We start from the raw sequence: 15,329 nt of genomic DNA, 5'->3' as shown, positions 1-15,329 counted from the left end.
CTTGCCGCGATGAGCGTATCATGTCAGCCGCCCCGTGGCCCCTCCACGGCCCCATCGCGCACAAGGAGCCTGTCCATGTCCCCGGCCGATACCGGTCGCCCGCGTCCCGCCCCCAGCGGCCCGCTCGTCGGGATCCTGTTGCTGGTGCTGTCGATGTGGACGCTGTCCTGCCTGGACGCCAGCGGCAAATGGGTCATGAACGCGGGGGTGCCGCTGCTGGTGCTGTCGTGGTTCCGCTACGCCGTGCACCTGCTGCTGGTGCTGGCCCTGGTGCTGCCCACGCGCGGCATGGGCATCCTGCGCAGCAAAAAGCCGCGCGAACAGCTCCTGCGCGGCGGCTCGATGTTCCTGGCCACGCTGATGTTCTTCACCACGCTCAGCTACATTCCCCAGGCCGAAGCCACCGCCATCAACTTCCTGGCGCCCTTGCTGGTGCTGTCGCTGGCGCCGTGGATCCTGAAGGAGCCGGCGCGCATGTCGCGCTTCGTGGCCGCGGGCATCGCCTTCATCGGCGTCATCATCGTCATCCGCCCGGGCGGCGGCCTGCATCCGGTCGGCACCATTTTCGGGCTGCTGACGGCCTGTTGCTTCGCGGCCCAGTTCATCGCCACGCGCCGCGTCGCGGGCGACGATCCGTTCACCTCGCTGATCTGGAGCGGCGCGGTCGGCACCGGCTGCCTGACGCTGGCCCTGCCCTTCATCCTGCCGCCCGCCCTGCCGGTGCTGCAGGCGCTGACGCCGCTGGACTGGACGCTGCTGATCTCCACCGGGGTCACCGGCGGCCTGGGTCACCTGTTCCAGATCGCCGCCTATCGCCGCGCGCCGGCCTCGACCCTGGCGCCCTTCATCTACCTGCAGATCATCAGCGCCACCACGGTCGGCTGGCTGGTGTGGGACCACTTTCCGGATCCCCTGACCTGGCTCGGCATCGCCATCATCTGCGCCAGCGGCATCGGCATCGGCCTGGTGGAGTGGCGCCGCAGCCGCGTCCAGGCGGCCGCGCCGGCCAGCGCCAGCGCGCGCTGACACACCCCGGGCGGCCGGCGGCCGCCCCGCCTCCCGTACAATGCCCGGCGCCGCCCGCCTGCGCGGGCCGTCTTCCCCGCATTTCCAGAACGAGGGCTCCATGATCATCAAACCCCGCGTGCGCGGCTTCATCTGCGTGACCACCCATCCCGCCGGCTGCGAAGCCAACGTCAAGAACCAGATCGACTATGTCCGCGCCCAGGGCCCGATCAGCGGTGGCCCCAAGCGCGTCCTGGTGATCGGCGCCTCCACCGGCTACGGCCTGGCGGCCCGCATCAGCGCCGCCTTCGCCTGTGGCGCCCAGACGCTGGGCGTGTTCTTCGAGCGCCCCGGCGAGGCCGCCAAGGCCGGCACCCCGGGCTGGTACAACAGCGCCGCCTTCGACAAGTTCGCCAGCGCCGAGGGCCTGTACGCCAGGAGCATCAACGGCGACGCCTTCTCCGACGCCATCAAGGTCCAGACCATCGCCGCCATCAGGCAGGACCTGGGCCAGGTCGACCAGGTGATCTACAGCCTGGCCGCGCCGCGCCGCACCCATCCGGTCAGCGGCACGGTGTTCAACTCGACCCTCAAGCCGGTCGGCCAGGCGGTCACGCTGCGCGGCCTGGATACCGACAAGGAGGTCATCAAGGAATCGGTGCTGGAACCGGCCACCCAGGAAGAGATCGACGCCACGGTGGCGGTCATGGGCGGCGAGGACTGGCAGATGTGGATCGACGCCCTGCTTGAGGCCGACGTGCTGGCCGAGGGCGCCACCACCACCGCCTTCACCTACCTGGGCGAGAAGATCACCCACGACATCTACTGGAACGGCTCGATCGGCGCCGCCAAGAAAGACCTGGACCAGAAGGTGCTGGACATCCGCGCCAAGCTGGCCGCGCGCGGCGGCGACGCCCGCGTCTCGGTGCTGAAGGCGGTTGTGACCCAGGCCAGTTCGGCCATTCCGATGATGCCGCTGTACCTGTCGCTGCTGTTCAAGGTCATGAAGGAAAAAGGCACGCACGAGGGCTGCATCGAGCAGGTCTACGGCCTGTACCGCGACAGCCTGTGCGGCGCGGCGCCGATCCTGGACGACGAAGGCCGGCTGCGCGCGGACTACCTGGAACTGGACCCCGCCGTGCAGGCGCAGGTGCAGGCGCTGTGGCACCAGGTGACCGAGTCCAACCTGTATGAACTGACCGATTTCGCCGGCTACAAGCGCGATTTCCTGCGCCTGTTCGGGTTCGAGATCGATGGGGTCGATTACAACGCCGATGTCGACCCGGATGTGAAGATCCCCGGCCTGATCATCGCCTGAGGCGGGTTCGGGTCCGCCGGGGGCCGCGTTCGCGCCTCGCTCGCGCCTCTTTCACGCCCCCTCGCGCCTCGTTCGCGCCGCGGTGGCGGCCCGTCAGCGCCGCGCCTGCGCCTTGCCGGCGCTGAACAGCCGCAACAACTGGTCCAGCCCGCCCTGGTCGATCGCCACCCTGGCCTCGCGCCGCACCGCCGGCTTGGCGTGATACGCCACCGACAGCCCGGCGGTGCGCAGCATCGGCAGGTCGTTGGCGCCGTCGCCCACCGCGATGGCGCGCTCCGGTCCGACCCCCAGCGCCGCGCACACCTCCAGCAACTTGCGGCGCTTTTCCTCGCCGTCGCACAGGTCGCCCCACGCTTGCGGCAGCAGCCGCCCAGTCAGGCGGCCATCGACGATCTCCAGCACGTTGGCGCGCACGTCGTCCAGCCCCAGGCGCACGCGCAGCCGGTCGGTGAAGCAGGTGAAGCCGCCCGTCACCAGCAGGCAGAACAGGCCGGCGGCCTTGCAAGCCGCGATCAGCGTTTCCACGCCCGGGTTGAGCGCCAGGCGGTGTTCATACACCTCGTCCAGCGCCGCCGCCGGCATGCCGGCCAGCAGCGCCACGCGCTGCCGCAGGCTCTGCTTGTAGTCGACGATCTCTCCCTGCATCGCCGCCTCGGTCAGCGCGGCCACCTCGGCCTTTTTCCCCATCAGGTCGGCCATCTCATCCAGGGTCTCGATGGCGATCAGCGTCGAATCCATGTCGAAGGCGATGACCTTGTAGTCCGACAGTGTCAGCGGCGGCTCGATACCGCGCCAATGCAGGCCGGCGTCGCTCTGGAAATCTTGCATGGGCAATCCTTCTATTGCTCGGGTGGCGGATGACCGGCCTCGCGGCCCAGCCAGTCGATGAAATGGCGCGCCGCGGCCGCGGCCGGCGCGTCCGGGCGGAACAGCGCATGCACGCCGGCGTTGGGCAGGCGTGGCTGCAGGAACAGCGGCCGCAGCCGGTCGGCGCGCAGGTCGTCCTGCAGCAGGCACCACGGCGCCAGGGCAATGCCCAGGTCGTTCATGGCGGCCTGCATGCACAGGAATTGATGGTCGAACACCGGCCCGGGCAGTTGCGCCGGCACGTCCACCCTGGCCAGCGCGAACCAGCGCGGCCAGTGGTCCATGCCGCCCGCGACCTTCAGCAAGGGGTGCCCCAGACAGTCGGCCGGCGTGGCCAGGCGGTTGCGCTCGATGAAACGCGGCGACGCCACCGGCACGTGGAAGTCGTCCAGGCAGTGCACGCAGCTCATTTCGGCGTGCGCCACGAAGCCATGGCGGATCAGCACGTCGCCGCCGGCCTCGTCGCCGCGATCCAGGAACGAGCGCCCCTGCGTGGTCAGCTGCACGTCGATGCCCGGATGCAGCGCCTGGAACGCCGACAGCCGGGGAATCAGCCATTTCATGGTCAGCGACGGCGTGGCGCTGACGCGCAGCACGCCGCCATGGCCGGGCGAGCGCAGCTTGGCGGTGGCTGCCGCGATGCGCTCCAGGCTGGCCTGGACCTCGGGAAAATACGCCTGCGCGCACGGCAGCAGCGTGACGCCGCGGGCCTCGCGCGCGAACAGCGGCTGGCCGACGTAGTCTTCCAGGATGCGGATCTGCTGGCTGACCGCGCTATGCGTGATGCTCAGTTCGTCGGCCGCCGCCGTGAAACTGCGCAGGCGCGCCGCGGCCTCGAATACCCGCAAAGCTTTCAGCGGCGGCAGGCTCGGGCCCGCCATCTCAGGCGCCGTCCGCCCGTGCGCGCCCCTGGCGCAAGGCTTTGCTGCTAATACCCACGATTTCCCTTGTCGTCTGTTTTTTGCCGGCGCCGCGCGAGGCCGCGCCGTGGCTATGAGCCGCATTCTAGGGGATTGCGGCGCCGCCGACCTCTTAGAAAAACTAACGCCAGCCCTTAAAAAACACCGCTGGTGGCAGCGCGGCCGGGTTCCTATGATGCGTCCAATCCCAGGCAGGAACCTTTCATGGCATCGATCACCGTAGACGGCATCATCAAGACATTCGGCGGCCAGCAGGTGCTGCGCGACCTGTCGCTGCACATTCCCGACGGCGGGTTCTACACGCTGCTGGGTCCCAGCGGCTGCGGCAAGACCACCCTGCTGCGCTGCATTGCCGGCTTCTACGCGCCCGACGGCGGCCGCCTGCTGTTCGACCAGGACGACGTCACGCACGTGTCGGCGCACCGCCGCGACATCGGCATGGTGTTCCAGGACTACGCGCTCTTTCCCGACAAGACCGCCTTCGACAACGTCGCCTACGGCCTGCGCGCCCGCGGCGTGGCCCGCGCCGAGATCAAGCGCCGCGTCGACGAGGCGCTAGACAAGGTCGGCCTGGCGGCGCTGGCCGACCGCTACCCGGCGCAAATGAGCGGCGGCCAGCGCCAGCGCGTGGCGCTGGCGCGCGCCCTGGTGATCCGGCCGCGCGTGTTGCTGATGGACGAGCCGCTGTCGAACCTGGACGCCAAGATGCGCCTGCAGATGCGCGACGTCATCCTCGACCTGGTGCGCGAGGCCGGCATCACCACCGTGTTCGTCACCCATGACCAGGAAGAAGCCCTGGCCATGTCCGACCGCATCGCCATCATGGACCACGGCCGCATCGCCCAACTGGGCACGCCCGAGGAACTGTACGGCACGCCGGTCAACGCCTATGTGGCCGACTTCATCGGTTCGGCCAACGTGATCCCGGTGCCGGCGCGCGGCGGGCTGCCCGGCGCGCCGGCCGGCCACGTGCGCTACGAGCTGTGCGGCCTGGGTTTCGACGGCACGCTCGGCAGCGACACGCTGGCCGAACGCGCGGTGCTGATCGCCCGCCCCGAGGAACTGGCCCTGATGGCGCCGGCGCCCTACGTGCCCAACACGCTGCCCGGCAAGGTGCTGCGGCGCCAGTACCTGGGCTTCAAGACCGCCTACCGCATCGCGCTGCAGGACGGCTCGGAGATCCGCGTGGAACTGCACGCGGGCAACATGGTGGCGCAGTTCCAGCCCGGCGAGGCCGTGCAGGTGCTGATTCCCGCCGACAGCCGCGTCGTCAACGCCTGAGGACCGCCACGCCATGAAAATCAAATGGTGGCCCTGGGGCATCCTGACGGCAATCAGCCTGGCGCTGCTGCTGTTCTTCGTGCTGTATCCGCTGGCGGTGCTGTTCAGCAACAGCGTCACCGGCCAGGACGGCGGTTTCTCGCTGGAGGGGTTCCGCGCCCTGCTGGCCGACTCGCAATACCTGGAGGCCTTCGGCAACACGCTGGTGCTGGGGCTGGTGGTGACCGCCTGCACCATCCTGGTGGGCGTGCCGTTCGCCTACATGGTGGCGCGCTACGACTTCCCGCTCAAGAACCTGGTGGCGATCCTGCCGGTGCTGACCATCGTCATTCCCGAGATCATCGTCGGCCAGTCGTGGCTGCTGGTGCTGGGCAACAACGGCATCCTGACCAACCTGCTGGGTGACGCGGGCATCTCGCTGCCGTCGTTCTACGGCTGGACCGGCATGGTGTTCTCGATGACACTGGTCTACTACACCTACATCTACCTGGGCGTGCTGGCCGCGTTGCGCGGCTTCGACGGCCAGTTGGAGGAAGCCGGCCTGAGCCTGGGCACGCCGCCGCTGCTGACCCAACTGCGGGTGCTGGTGCCGGTGCTGCTGCCGGCGGTCCTGGTGAACGCGCTGGTGGTGTTCACGCTGGTGGTGGGCAACTTCGCGCTGGCGATGCTGCTGGGCAGCCGCGTGCCGCTGCTGTCGGTGATGACCTACAACACCTTCGTCAGCGAAATGGGCGGCAGCCCGACGCTGCAGAGCGCCATGTCGGTGGTGTCGATCGCCATCGTCGCCATCGTGCTGTTCGTGCAGAAGCGCGTGGTCGAGCGCAAGGTCTACACCATGACCCAGGGCCGCGCGCCGGCGGCGCGGCGGGTGCGTTCATGGCAGGCCATCCTGTACACCGGCGGCGTCGGCCTGGTGATCCTGCTGTCGCTGCTGCCGCTGATCGTGGTGTTCATCGCCGCCTTCACCAAGACCAGCGGGCCGGTGATGCACTGGGGCTCGTGGTCGCTGGCCAGCATGCAGCGCGCCCTGCACGGCGCGCCCGAGCCGATCCTGAATTCGCTCAAGTTCGCCTCGCTGGCCACGGTGACGGGCGTGGCCTTCGCGGTGCTGGTGAGTTATCTCACCATCAAGAAGCGCAGCGCCTTCACCCAGGTGCTGGACTACATCGTGGTGCTGCCGCTGACCATCTCCGGCACGGTGCTGGGCATCGCGCTGGTGCAGACCTTCAACACCGGCTGGCTGGTGCTGGCCGGCACCTCCGGCATCATGGTGCTGTGCTACGCGGTGCGGCGCCTGCCCTTCGCGGTGCGCAACGCCTCGTCGGTGCTGTTCAACATACCCGACTCGATCGAGGAAGCCTCGATCAGCCTGGGCGTATCGCCGCTGATGACCTTCTTCAAGGTGATCCTGCCGGCCATGAAGGCCTCCATCATCTCGGCCGCCATCCTGATGTGGCTGACCACGATTTCCGAGCTGTCGGCCTCGATCGTGGCCTACAGCGGCGGACTGGAGACCATGCCGATCGCCATCTTCCGCCAGGTCGACGGCGGCCGCCTGGGCATGGCCTCGGCCTACGGCGCGGCGCTGGTCACGGTGATCGTGCTGCCCATCATCGTGTCGGTCAAGGCATTCCGCATCAAGCTGTTCTCCGGCAAATAACCCGCATCCACAAAGGCTAACCATGCACCTCAAACACTTCCTGCAAACCGGCCTGCTGGCCGCCACCCTGGCCGCGGGCGCCGCGCAGGCGCAGAACGTGGTCCTGTACTCGTCCAACAACACCGAGACCATCGAGACCGCGCTCGACGCCGTCAAGAAGAAGTCGCCCAAGCTGAACGTGCAGCCGGTCACCGGCGGCACCGGCACCATGATGAAGCGCATCGAGGCCGAGGCCCAGAACCCGCGCGGCGACCTGTTCTGGAGCGGCGGCTTCGGCACGCTGGGCGCCTACCGCCAGCACCTGCAGCCCTACCGTCCGGCCGACATCGACAAGATCCCGGCCGAGTTCCGCGGCCCGGACGACCTGTGGGTCGGCACCAACGTGCACATCATGGTGCTGATGGTCAACGAGCGCCAGTTGAAAGGCCTGGCGGCGCCGGCCACCTGGTCCGACCTGATGCAGCCGCAATGGAAAGGCAAGTTCGCCATCACCGATCCGTCCAAGAGCGGCACCGCCTACATGCTGGTCTACGGCCTGTATAAGCAGTTCGGCCAGGAAGGCCTGGACAAGATCGCCGCCAACGCCGTGGTCACGGCCTCGTCCGGCACCACCTACAAGGGCGTGGCGGCCGGCGAGTACGCGGTCGGCATGACGCTGGAATACGCCGCCCAGGAATACGTGGCCGGCGGCCAGAAGGAGATCAAGCTGGTCTACCCGACCGAGGGCAGCTACCTGGCGCCGGAAGGCATGTTCATCATCAAGGGCGCCAAGAACCTGGAGGCCGCCAAGGCGCTGTACGACGGCCTGCTCAGCAAGGAGGCGCAGGAAGCGCAACTGGTGAAGAACTTCCGCCGCCCGACCCGCAGCGACATCGCGGTGGCCAGCCTGACCACCCTGCCCGACTTCAACAGCATCAAGATCTTCCCGGTGAGCCAGGACGCGGCCGCCAAGGAGTACGAAACCGTCGTCGCCGCCTGGAACCAGGCGGTGGCCAAGGCCAAGTAAGGTCCGCGCCAGAGGTTTGCGCCAAGCAAGAACGCCACCTTCGGGTGGCGTTTTCGTTTCAGGCTTGCGCCGCTGGCGCGGGCCGCAGCGGCCGGTCGCGTCCCGCCTACGCGGCCATGCGTCCCGCCGCCAGCACCACCTGCCGGCCGCAACGCGCCGCCAGTTGGGGATCGTGCGTCACCAGCACCAGCGTAGTGCCGTGCTCGCGGTGCAGGTCGAACATCAGGTCGATGACGGTGACGCCGGTGGCGGCGTCCAGGCTGCCCGTGGGTTCATCGGCGAACAGCAGGTCGGGCTGCACCACGAAGGCGCGCGCCAGCGACACGCGCTGTTGCTCGCCGCCGGACAGGGTGCGCGGATAATGATGCAGGCGCGCCCCCAGCCCGACGCGCTCGAGCATGGCCTGGGCCGCCTCGCGCGCCGGCTGGCCCGCCAGTTCCAGCGGCAGCATGACGTTTTCCAGCGCGGTCAGGTTCGGCAGCAACTGGAATGACTGGAACACGAACCCCACGTGATTGGCCCGCAGGCGCGCGCGGCCGTCCTCGTCCAGGGCGAACAGATCCTGCCCGGCCAGGCGCACGCTGCCCGCGCTGGGAACATCCAGCCCGGCCAGCAGTCCCAACAGGGTGGACTTGCCCGACCCGGAGCTGCCGGTGATGGCCACGGCGCTGCCCGCCGCCACCGTAAAATCGATGTCTTCCAGGATAGACAGCGTCCCGCCGGCATCGGCCACCCGCTTGCCCAGCCCTTTCACCTCGATCGAATTCTTGCTATCCATGCGCCTGATTCCCCTGATTCGCCGTTCACTACTGATATCCACGCTGGCCACGGCCACCCTGATGGCGCCCGCCCACGCTCAGACCGCCCCGGCAGCCCAGGGTTCCGCGCAACGCACCGTGCTGGTGGTGGGCGACAGCCTGGCCGCCGAGTACGGCATCAAGCGCGGCACCGGCTGGGTGCCGCTGCTGTCCGCGCGGCTTTCCGAACAATACCCGAAGTACAAGGTGGTCAACGCCAGCATCAGCGGCGACACCACCAGCGGCGGCGTCGCCCGCCTGCCGGCGCTGCTGCGCCAGCACGAGCCGGCGGTGGTGGTGCTGGAGCTGGGCTCGAACGACGCCCTGCGCGGGCTGCCGCTGAACATGACGGAGCAGAACCTGCGCGCCATGGCGCAGGCGGCGCGTAAAGCCGAGGCCGAGGTGGTCATCGTCGGCATGCAGATCCCGCCCAACTACGGCCGCGACTACACCCAGCGCTTCGCCCAGGTGTTTCCCACCGTCGCCAAAGACGAAAACGCCCGGCTCGTGCCCTTCCTGATGGAAGGTATCGCAACGAACCGGGCGATGTTCCAGGCCGACGGCATCCATCCCAACGAGGACGCCCAGCCCCAACTGCTGGACAATGTGTGGCCGGCGCTGCGGCCCTTGCTGCAATGACGCGGGCCTGAGCGGCCCGCGACCTGCCGCGCGGCCGATCAGCCCGCCGCCTGCTGCGAGGCGTCGCCGCCGCGGATGGCGTCGGCGGCCGCCGGCAGCACCTGCACCTTGTATTCCTCGCGCAGCATGCGCACCAGCGCTTCGCTCTCGGCCTGGCCCCAGGCGCCCGCCAGTTGCTGCGCCAGGCGTTCCTTGTCTGCGGCCTCGACCGTGCCGGCCTCGACCTTCTCCAGGCGCACCAGCGTGTAATCGGCGCCCGACTGCACGCCGGTATAGGCCGGCAGCTTGGCGGCCGGCAGGCGCATCACGGCGTCCAGCACCGAGCGCGGCAGGTTCTTGGGATCCTGGCGCGACACCACCAGCGGACCGCCGAAGCCTTCCGGCGCGGCGGCCGGGTTGGCCTGGTCGGCCGCCAGCGCGGCTTCGCCGGCCTTCTTGGCGGCTTCGGCCGAACGCTCGTCCAGCAGCTTGGCGCGGATCGAATCGCTGACCTTCTCCAGCGCCGGCACGTGGGCCGGTTCCACGGCGGCCACGCGCACCGCCAACATGGTGTCCGGCGACAGCTCGATCACGCCGGAGTTCTGCTTTTCACGCAGCACGTCGGGCGAGAACAGCACCTGGCGCACGCGCGGGTTGTCCAGCAACGCCGCGTCCGGGCTGTCCACGGCGGAGCCCGGGCCGGCTTGGTCGGCGGGCAGCAGGCCTTCGCGCGTCACGCCCGAGGCGGTGCGCAGCTTCAGGCCGACCGCGTCGGCGGCCGGCTGCAGGCTGTCGCGCTGGTCATAGACCTGCTTGTTCAGTTGGCTGGCCATTTCCGAGAAACGCACGGCGGCCAGTTGCTTGCGCACTTCGGCGGTGATCTGGCTCTTGACCTCGGCCAGCGGCTTGATCGAGGCCGGCTGGATCTCGGTGACCTTGATGACGTGGAAGCCCGACGGGCTTTCGACCACGCCCGACACCTGGTCCTTGGACTGGCTGAAGATCGCCTTTTCCAGCGGGCCGGACAGCATGCCCGGCGCCAGCCAGCCCAGGTCGCCGCCATTGGCGGCCGAACCGGCGTCCTGCGAATTCTTGCGGGCCAGCTCGGCGAATTGCGCCGGGTCGGCGGCGGCCTGCGTGGCCAGAGCCTCGGCCTTGGCGCGGGCGGCCTTGCGCGCATCGTCCGAGGCGCCGGCCGGCACTTCGATCATGATGTGGCTGGCGCGGCGGCGCTCGGGCTGGCCGAAGCGGTTCTTGTTCTGCTCGTAGTACGAGGCCAGGTCCTCGTCCTTGACCTGCACACCCTCGGTGGCGGCGGCTTCGTTCAGCACCAGGTACTGCACCTGGACCTGCTCGGGAATCTGCAATTGCTGCTTGTTGGCGTCGTACCAGGCCTGGATGTCGGCCGGGGTGACCGTCACTTGCGAGCGGAAATCGGCGGCGGCGAAGCGGCGCAGTTGCACCGTGCGCTGCTGCGTCAGGGCGGTTTCGAGCGACGCCACCACTTCCGAAGGCGCGCTGGCCGACTGGCCGACCGGCTCGAGCACGCGGGCCACGGCCAGATCGCGGCGCAGGCCGGCTTCGAACGACGTCGGCGACATGCCCTGGGCCGCCAGCACCTGGCGGTAGCGCTCGGGCGAGAAGCGGCCGTTGTCCTGCACTTCCGGGATCGCGGCAATGGTATTGCGCAGCGTTTCGTCAGACACCGAGAAGCGGTTGTCCACGGCCACGTTCGCCAGCAAGCGCTGGTTGATGAGCTGGTTCAGCAGCGCTTCGCGCAGTTGCGGCGTGTCGATCACGGCCGGGTCGAACTGCGCGCCCAGGCGCTGCCGATATTGTTCAAGCTGGTTGCGGTGCGCCTGGTCGAACTCCGAGCGGGAAATGGGCTGGCCGGCGACCGTCGCCAGTTCCGGCTCCTTGCGCATGAAGCTCTCATAGCCCTGAATCCCGACGAGGAAGAAGGAAGGCACAATCAGAAGCAGCAGGATGAACTGCATCCAGCGCCGGTGGCTGCGAATAAATTCGAACATGGAATCCCTGTTGCCGCACTCGGGAGGAGACTTCCGCCCGGGCCGCACGAAAACGCATAAAAAAAGGCGAATCTCATTCGCCCTATTCCCATACCGGTCAAACCGGGTCAGCGGGCGGATTTTAGCATTTCTCATTCGTCCCGCAGCGTCTGCTTACATCGACCCGCCCGGCGCCCCCGCGCGCTCGACGACGAGGCTTGCCACCCCCACGGAAGCCGGCCCGGGTCAACCCGGGAAACCCCGGTTTTCGCCTTCCGTCCCCCCCTCGTATCGTGACCTTCGGGCCGCCACGCCACGCCCGCCGTCTTCCTTCCTTTCTCACAGAGGTGACTTTCCATGCCGTTCCCGCTCTCACGTCCGCTCGTCCTGCGTGCCGCGCTCGCCCTGGGCTTCCTGGGGAGCGCCTCCTTCGCCGTGCTGGCCGCGCCCGTCGCCGCCGTGCATGAAGCCGCCGAGCAGCAGAAACAAGGCATGCTCGACACCATGCGCGACCTGGTCAACATCGAATCGGGCAGCAGGGACGTGGAAGGCGTCGAACGCATCGCCGCCCTCATCGGCGAACGCTTGAAGGCGCTGGGCGGCACCGTCGAGATCCTCCAGCCCACCGACATCTTCCGCCTGGACGACACGCCGGAGCGCGTCGGCCCCATGGTGCACGCCGAATTCAAGGGCGGCGGCCAGAAAAAGATCATGCTGATCGCGCACATGGACACCGTCTACCGCAACGGCATGCTCAAGGACCAGCCCTTCCGCATCGACGGCGACCGCGCCTATGGCCTGGGCATCGCCGATGACAAGCACGGCGTCGCCATCATCCTGCACACCGTGGCCCTGCTGCAAAAACTGGACTTCAAGGATTACGGCACCCTGACCGTGCTGATCAACGGCGACGAGGAAATCAGCTCGCCAGGCGCCCGCGCCACCATCACCCGCCTGGGCGCCGACCAGGACGCCGTCTTCTCCTTCGAAGGCGGCGGCGCCGAGGGCCGCCTGACCCTGGCCACCAGCGGCATCGGCGCCGCGTACCTGACCGTGCAGGGCAAGACCTCGCACGCCGGCGCCCGTCCCGAGGGCGGCGTCAACGCCCTGACCGAGCTGTCCCACCAGATCCTGCAACTGAAAGACCTGTCCAAGCCCGAGGAAGGCCTGAAACTGAACTGGACCGTGGCCCAGGCCGGCACCAACCGCAATGTCATCCCCGGCCAGGCGACCGCCCAGGCCGACGCCCGCGCCCTCAAGGTCGCCGACTTCGACGCCCTCGAACGCACCTTGCAGGAACGCATCCAGAAGAAACTGCTGCCCGAGGCCAAGGTCAGCGTCAAATTCGAAGTGCGCCGCCCGCCGCTGGAAGCCACCCCTGCCTCGCGCGCCCTCGCCAACCACGGCGTCGCCATCTACCAGGAACTCGGCCTGCCCATGAAAGTCATCGACCGCGCCAGCGGCGGCGGCACCGACGCCGCCTTCGCCGCCCTCAAGGCCCGCGGCCCCGTCATCGAAGGCATGGGCCTGAGCGGCTTCGGCGCCCACTCCAACGACGCCGAATACATCCAGATCCCCTCCATCGTCCCCCGCCTCTACCTGGCCGCCCGCATGATCATGGACGTCTCCCAGGACAAGGCCCCGATGAAATAAGCGCCGGGCGCCTCCGGCGGCGCAACCCGACGAAGGCCGCCCCTGCCCCCAAGCAACAGGCTCCCCGCCCGCAAATCCCACCTCCCGCCCCAGGATGCGCCCGCGCGAGCAGCCACCACGTATGTCCGACAAGGCCGCGCAGGGCGGCCTTGTCGGACGGGCGCCAGCAAATCCTTCAAGCGCCGCCATCCTTCCCACGAAGCCCAAGCACACCGCCCACCCCAGCGACGCCCCGAACTTTCCCCACCGCGAGCGGCTGCGGGGCCGTGGCGCGGGGCCGGGGCGTGTAGAGGCGCGCGCGGCGGAATCCGAAGGAGCCGCAGGCGACGAGGATGAGCACGCGCTGTCCGGCGCGAACGCGCCGGACAAGCCTCGTAGCCCCGGCCCCGCGCCACGGCCCCGCAGCCGCGCCAAAAGAACCGAACCCGCGACACAGGCACGAAGCAAGAACCCGCCCCCGCACGACAGGAAAGGAACCCCCAGAACAGAGTATCCTTCCACCCTGTCCCAAAGAACCCCAAAAGCATCAAAGAAATGACCGCATCCCTCCCCACCTGGCCCTATTCCCGCCACATCGCCCACCGCGGCGGCGGCCGCCTGGCCCCGGAGAACACCCTCGCCGCCATGCGCGTCGGCGCCGAACACGGCTTCACCATGTTCGAATACGACGTCAAGCTCAGCCGCGACAACGTCCTCGTCCTGATGCATGACGACGACGTCGACCGCACCTCCAACGGCCACGGTCCCGCCGCCGCCAAGACCTTCAGCGAACTGGCGCAACTGGACTTCGGGAGCTGGCACTCCGCCGCCTACGCCGGCGAACCCCTGCCCACCTTCGCCGCCGTGGCCCGCTACACCGTCGCCAACGGCATCGCCAGCAACGTCGAGATCAAGCCCTGCCCCGGCCGCGAAGCCGAAACTGGCGCCGCCGTCGCCCTGGCCGCCCGTGAACTCTGGAAAGGCGCCGCCGTGGCCCCGCTGCTGTCCTCCTTCGCCGAGGAAGCCCTGCAGGCCGCCAAGGACGCCGCGCCCGAACTGCCGCGCGCCCTGCTGGTCGAGAAGGTGCCCGCCGACTGGCTCGACCGCCTGGTCAAATACGACTGTGTCGCCCTGAACATCAACCAGAAGGACGCCACGCGCGAACTGATCGACGCCGTGCACGCCGCCGGCTACCGCATCGCCGCCTGGACCGTCAACGACCCCGAGCGCGCCCGCCTGCTGCTGGATTGGGGCATCGACGGCATCTTCACCGACGAACTGGCCGCCATCCGGCCGGCCGCCTGAGGCCCCCGCCCCGTGTTCAGCTATCGCCACGCCTTCCACGCCGGCAACCATGCCGACGTGCTCAAGCACGCCATCCTGGTTCACACCCTGGACTACTTCAACCGCAAGGACGCGCCCTACTGGGTCATCGACACCCACGCCGGCGCCGGCCTCTACAGCCTGGACAGCGACTGGGCTGCCAAGACCTCGGAGTTCGCCGACGGCATCGGCCGCCTGTGGGAACGCGACGACCTGCCGCCCCTGCTGGCCGACTACGTCGCCCGCATCCGCGCCTTCAACACCAACGGCCGCCTCAAGCGCTACCCCGGCTCGCCCTGGCTGACGCTGGACGCGCTGCGTCCGTCCGACCGCCTGCGGCTGTTCGAAATGCACCCGACCGAGATCGACACCCTGGTCGGCAACCTCGAACACATGGACCGCACCGCGCAGCGCCAGACCACCATCTACGGCGACGACGGCTTCGAAGGCGTCAAGGCCCTGCTGCCGCCGCCGACGCGCCGCGGCATGGTGCTGATCGACCCGTCCTACGAGGACAAGAACGACTACCGCCGCACGCTGATCACCGTCAAGGAATGCGTCAAGCGCTTCGCCACCGGCACCATCGCCGTCTGGTACCCGCTGGTGCAGCGGCGCGAGGCCAGCGAAATGGCGCGCCACTTCGAGAACCTCAAGGTCAAGAGCTGGTTGCACGCCACGTTGACGGTCAAGAAGGCCACCATCGACGGCTACGGCCTGCACGGCAGCGGCATGTTCCTGATCAACCCGCCGTGGACGCTGCACGACGCCCTCAAGCAGGCCATGCCCTACCTGGCGCGCGAACTCGGCCAGGACGAGCGCGCCGGCTTCACGCTGCAGTACCGCGAGAATCCGTTCCCCGTGCCGAAGAAGCAGTCGGACGACTGATTGCCGCC

General features: G+C 68.7%; 13 protein-coding genes. 9 read left to right on the top strand and 4 right to left on the bottom strand.

Features of this window, described 5'->3' with window-relative positions; genetic code table 11:
• Positions 1-75 precede the first annotated feature (75 nt).
• Positions 76-1,026: a DMT family transporter gene (locus HV783_RS03975; RefSeq protein ID WP_064523016.1), complete on the top strand. Its 951-nt coding sequence runs from the start codon at positions 76-78 to the stop codon at positions 1,024-1,026.
• Between the two features lie 100 nt (positions 1,027-1,126).
• Entirely contained in the window at positions 1,127-2,323 is a 1,197-nt protein-coding gene (gene fabV, locus HV783_RS03970) for an enoyl-ACP reductase FabV (RefSeq protein WP_175188731.1), read from the top strand.
• Between the two features lie 93 nt (positions 2,324-2,416).
• Here fabV and serB read toward each other — a convergent pair whose 3' ends face one another.
• Both serB and HV783_RS03960 read right to left on the bottom strand, forming a co-directional pair.
• Complete coding sequence (gene serB, locus HV783_RS03965) at positions 2,417-3,151, bottom strand: phosphoserine phosphatase SerB (protein ID WP_054502661.1); 735 nt, start codon at positions 3,149-3,151, stop codon at positions 2,417-2,419.
• Positions 3,152-3,162: 11 nt separating this feature from the next.
• Entirely contained in the window at positions 3,163-4,071 is a 909-nt protein-coding gene (locus tag HV783_RS03960) for a LysR substrate-binding domain-containing protein (protein WP_054502662.1), read from the bottom strand.
• A 243-nt stretch (positions 4,072-4,314) separates the two neighbouring features.
• Here HV783_RS03960 and HV783_RS03955 point away from each other — a divergent pair, with 243 nt between their 5' ends.
• The 3 genes from HV783_RS03955 to HV783_RS03945 are packed head-to-tail and all read left to right on the top strand — an operon-like array spanning position 4,315 to position 8,057.
• Positions 4,315-5,391, top strand: a complete 1,077-nt coding sequence (locus HV783_RS03955; RefSeq protein WP_054502663.1) for an ABC transporter ATP-binding protein — start codon at positions 4,315-4,317, stop codon at positions 5,389-5,391.
• Between the two features lie 13 nt (positions 5,392-5,404).
• Positions 5,405-7,051, top strand: coding sequence for an ABC transporter permease (locus tag HV783_RS03950; RefSeq protein WP_049073477.1), 1,647 nt, complete (start codon positions 5,405-5,407; stop codon positions 7,049-7,051).
• A gap of 22 nt (positions 7,052-7,073) precedes the next feature.
• Complete coding sequence (locus HV783_RS03945) at positions 7,074-8,057, top strand: ABC transporter substrate-binding protein (RefSeq protein ID WP_175188730.1); 984 nt, start codon at positions 7,074-7,076, stop codon at positions 8,055-8,057.
• A 106-nt stretch (positions 8,058-8,163) separates the two neighbouring features.
• Here HV783_RS03945 and HV783_RS03940 read toward each other — a convergent pair whose 3' ends face one another.
• Positions 8,164-8,835, bottom strand: coding sequence for an ABC transporter ATP-binding protein (locus HV783_RS03940; RefSeq protein WP_049073475.1), 672 nt, complete (start codon positions 8,833-8,835; stop codon positions 8,164-8,166).
• On the opposite strand from HV783_RS03940, the gene HV783_RS03935 reads away from it, so the two are divergent.
• A complete protein-coding gene (locus HV783_RS03935; protein ID WP_167517612.1) occupies positions 8,834-9,493 on the top strand; it encodes an arylesterase in 660 nt (219 codons plus the stop codon). The two genes, HV783_RS03940 and HV783_RS03935, sit on opposite strands and share 2 nt — an antisense overlap.
• A gap of 38 nt (positions 9,494-9,531) precedes the next feature.
• On the opposite strand, the gene HV783_RS03930 is transcribed toward HV783_RS03935, so the two are convergent.
• Positions 9,532-11,502, bottom strand: a complete 1,971-nt coding sequence (locus HV783_RS03930) for a SurA N-terminal domain-containing protein (protein WP_054502666.1) — start codon at positions 11,500-11,502, stop codon at positions 9,532-9,534.
• A gap of 336 nt (positions 11,503-11,838) precedes the next feature.
• Between HV783_RS03930 and HV783_RS03925 the strand changes: the two genes are divergently transcribed.
• The 3 genes from HV783_RS03925 (at position 11,839) to HV783_RS03915 (ending at position 15,321) form a co-directional block, all read left to right on the top strand.
• On the top strand, positions 11,839-13,134 hold the full coding sequence (locus HV783_RS03925; protein WP_054502667.1) for a M20/M25/M40 family metallo-hydrolase: 1,296 nt from the start codon (positions 11,839-11,841) through the stop codon (positions 13,132-13,134).
• Between the two features lie 534 nt (positions 13,135-13,668).
• Positions 13,669-14,418 (top strand): glycerophosphodiester phosphodiesterase, encoded by a 750-nt coding sequence (gene ugpQ / locus HV783_RS03920; protein ID WP_006388171.1) that lies wholly within the window; start codon positions 13,669-13,671, stop codon positions 14,416-14,418.
• A 12-nt stretch (positions 14,419-14,430) separates the two neighbouring features.
• Entirely contained in the window at positions 14,431-15,321 is an 891-nt protein-coding gene (locus HV783_RS03915; RefSeq protein WP_054502668.1) for a 23S rRNA (adenine(2030)-N(6))-methyltransferase RlmJ, read from the top strand.
• The last annotated feature ends 8 nt before the right edge of the window (positions 15,322-15,329 follow it).

It is taken from the genome of Achromobacter dolens, from assembly GCF_902859745.1.
GTDB lineage: Bacteria > Pseudomonadota > Gammaproteobacteria > Burkholderiales > Burkholderiaceae_B > Achromobacter > Achromobacter dolens.
This window is presented reverse-complemented; position numbering and strand designations above follow the sequence as displayed.

Coding starts and splice junctions, on each gene's coding strand:
- HV783_RS03975 (WP_064523016.1), top strand. CDS start 76: ATGTCCCCGGCCGATACCGGTCGCCCGCGTCCCGCCCCCAGCGGCCCG.
- fabV (WP_175188731.1), top strand. CDS start 1,127: ATGATCATCAAACCCCGCGTGCGCGGCTTCATCTGCGTGACCACCCAT.
- serB (WP_054502661.1), bottom strand. CDS start 3,151: ATGCAAGATTTCCAGAGCGACGCCGGCCTGCATTGGCGCGGTATCGAG.
- HV783_RS03960 (WP_054502662.1), bottom strand. CDS start 4,071: ATGGCGGGCCCGAGCCTGCCGCCGCTGAAAGCTTTGCGGGTATTCGAG.
- HV783_RS03955 (WP_054502663.1), top strand. CDS start 4,315: ATGGCATCGATCACCGTAGACGGCATCATCAAGACATTCGGCGGCCAG.
- HV783_RS03950 (WP_049073477.1), top strand. CDS start 5,405: ATGAAAATCAAATGGTGGCCCTGGGGCATCCTGACGGCAATCAGCCTG.
- HV783_RS03945 (WP_175188730.1), top strand. CDS start 7,074: ATGCACCTCAAACACTTCCTGCAAACCGGCCTGCTGGCCGCCACCCTG.
- HV783_RS03935 (WP_167517612.1), top strand. CDS start 8,834: ATGCGCCTGATTCCCCTGATTCGCCGTTCACTACTGATATCCACGCTG.
- HV783_RS03940 (WP_049073475.1), bottom strand. CDS start 8,835: ATGGATAGCAAGAATTCGATCGAGGTGAAAGGGCTGGGCAAGCGGGTG.
- HV783_RS03930 (WP_054502666.1), bottom strand. CDS start 11,502: ATGTTCGAATTTATTCGCAGCCACCGGCGCTGGATGCAGTTCATCCTG.
- HV783_RS03925 (WP_054502667.1), top strand. CDS start 11,839: ATGCCGTTCCCGCTCTCACGTCCGCTCGTCCTGCGTGCCGCGCTCGCC.
- ugpQ (WP_006388171.1), top strand. CDS start 13,669: ATGACCGCATCCCTCCCCACCTGGCCCTATTCCCGCCACATCGCCCAC.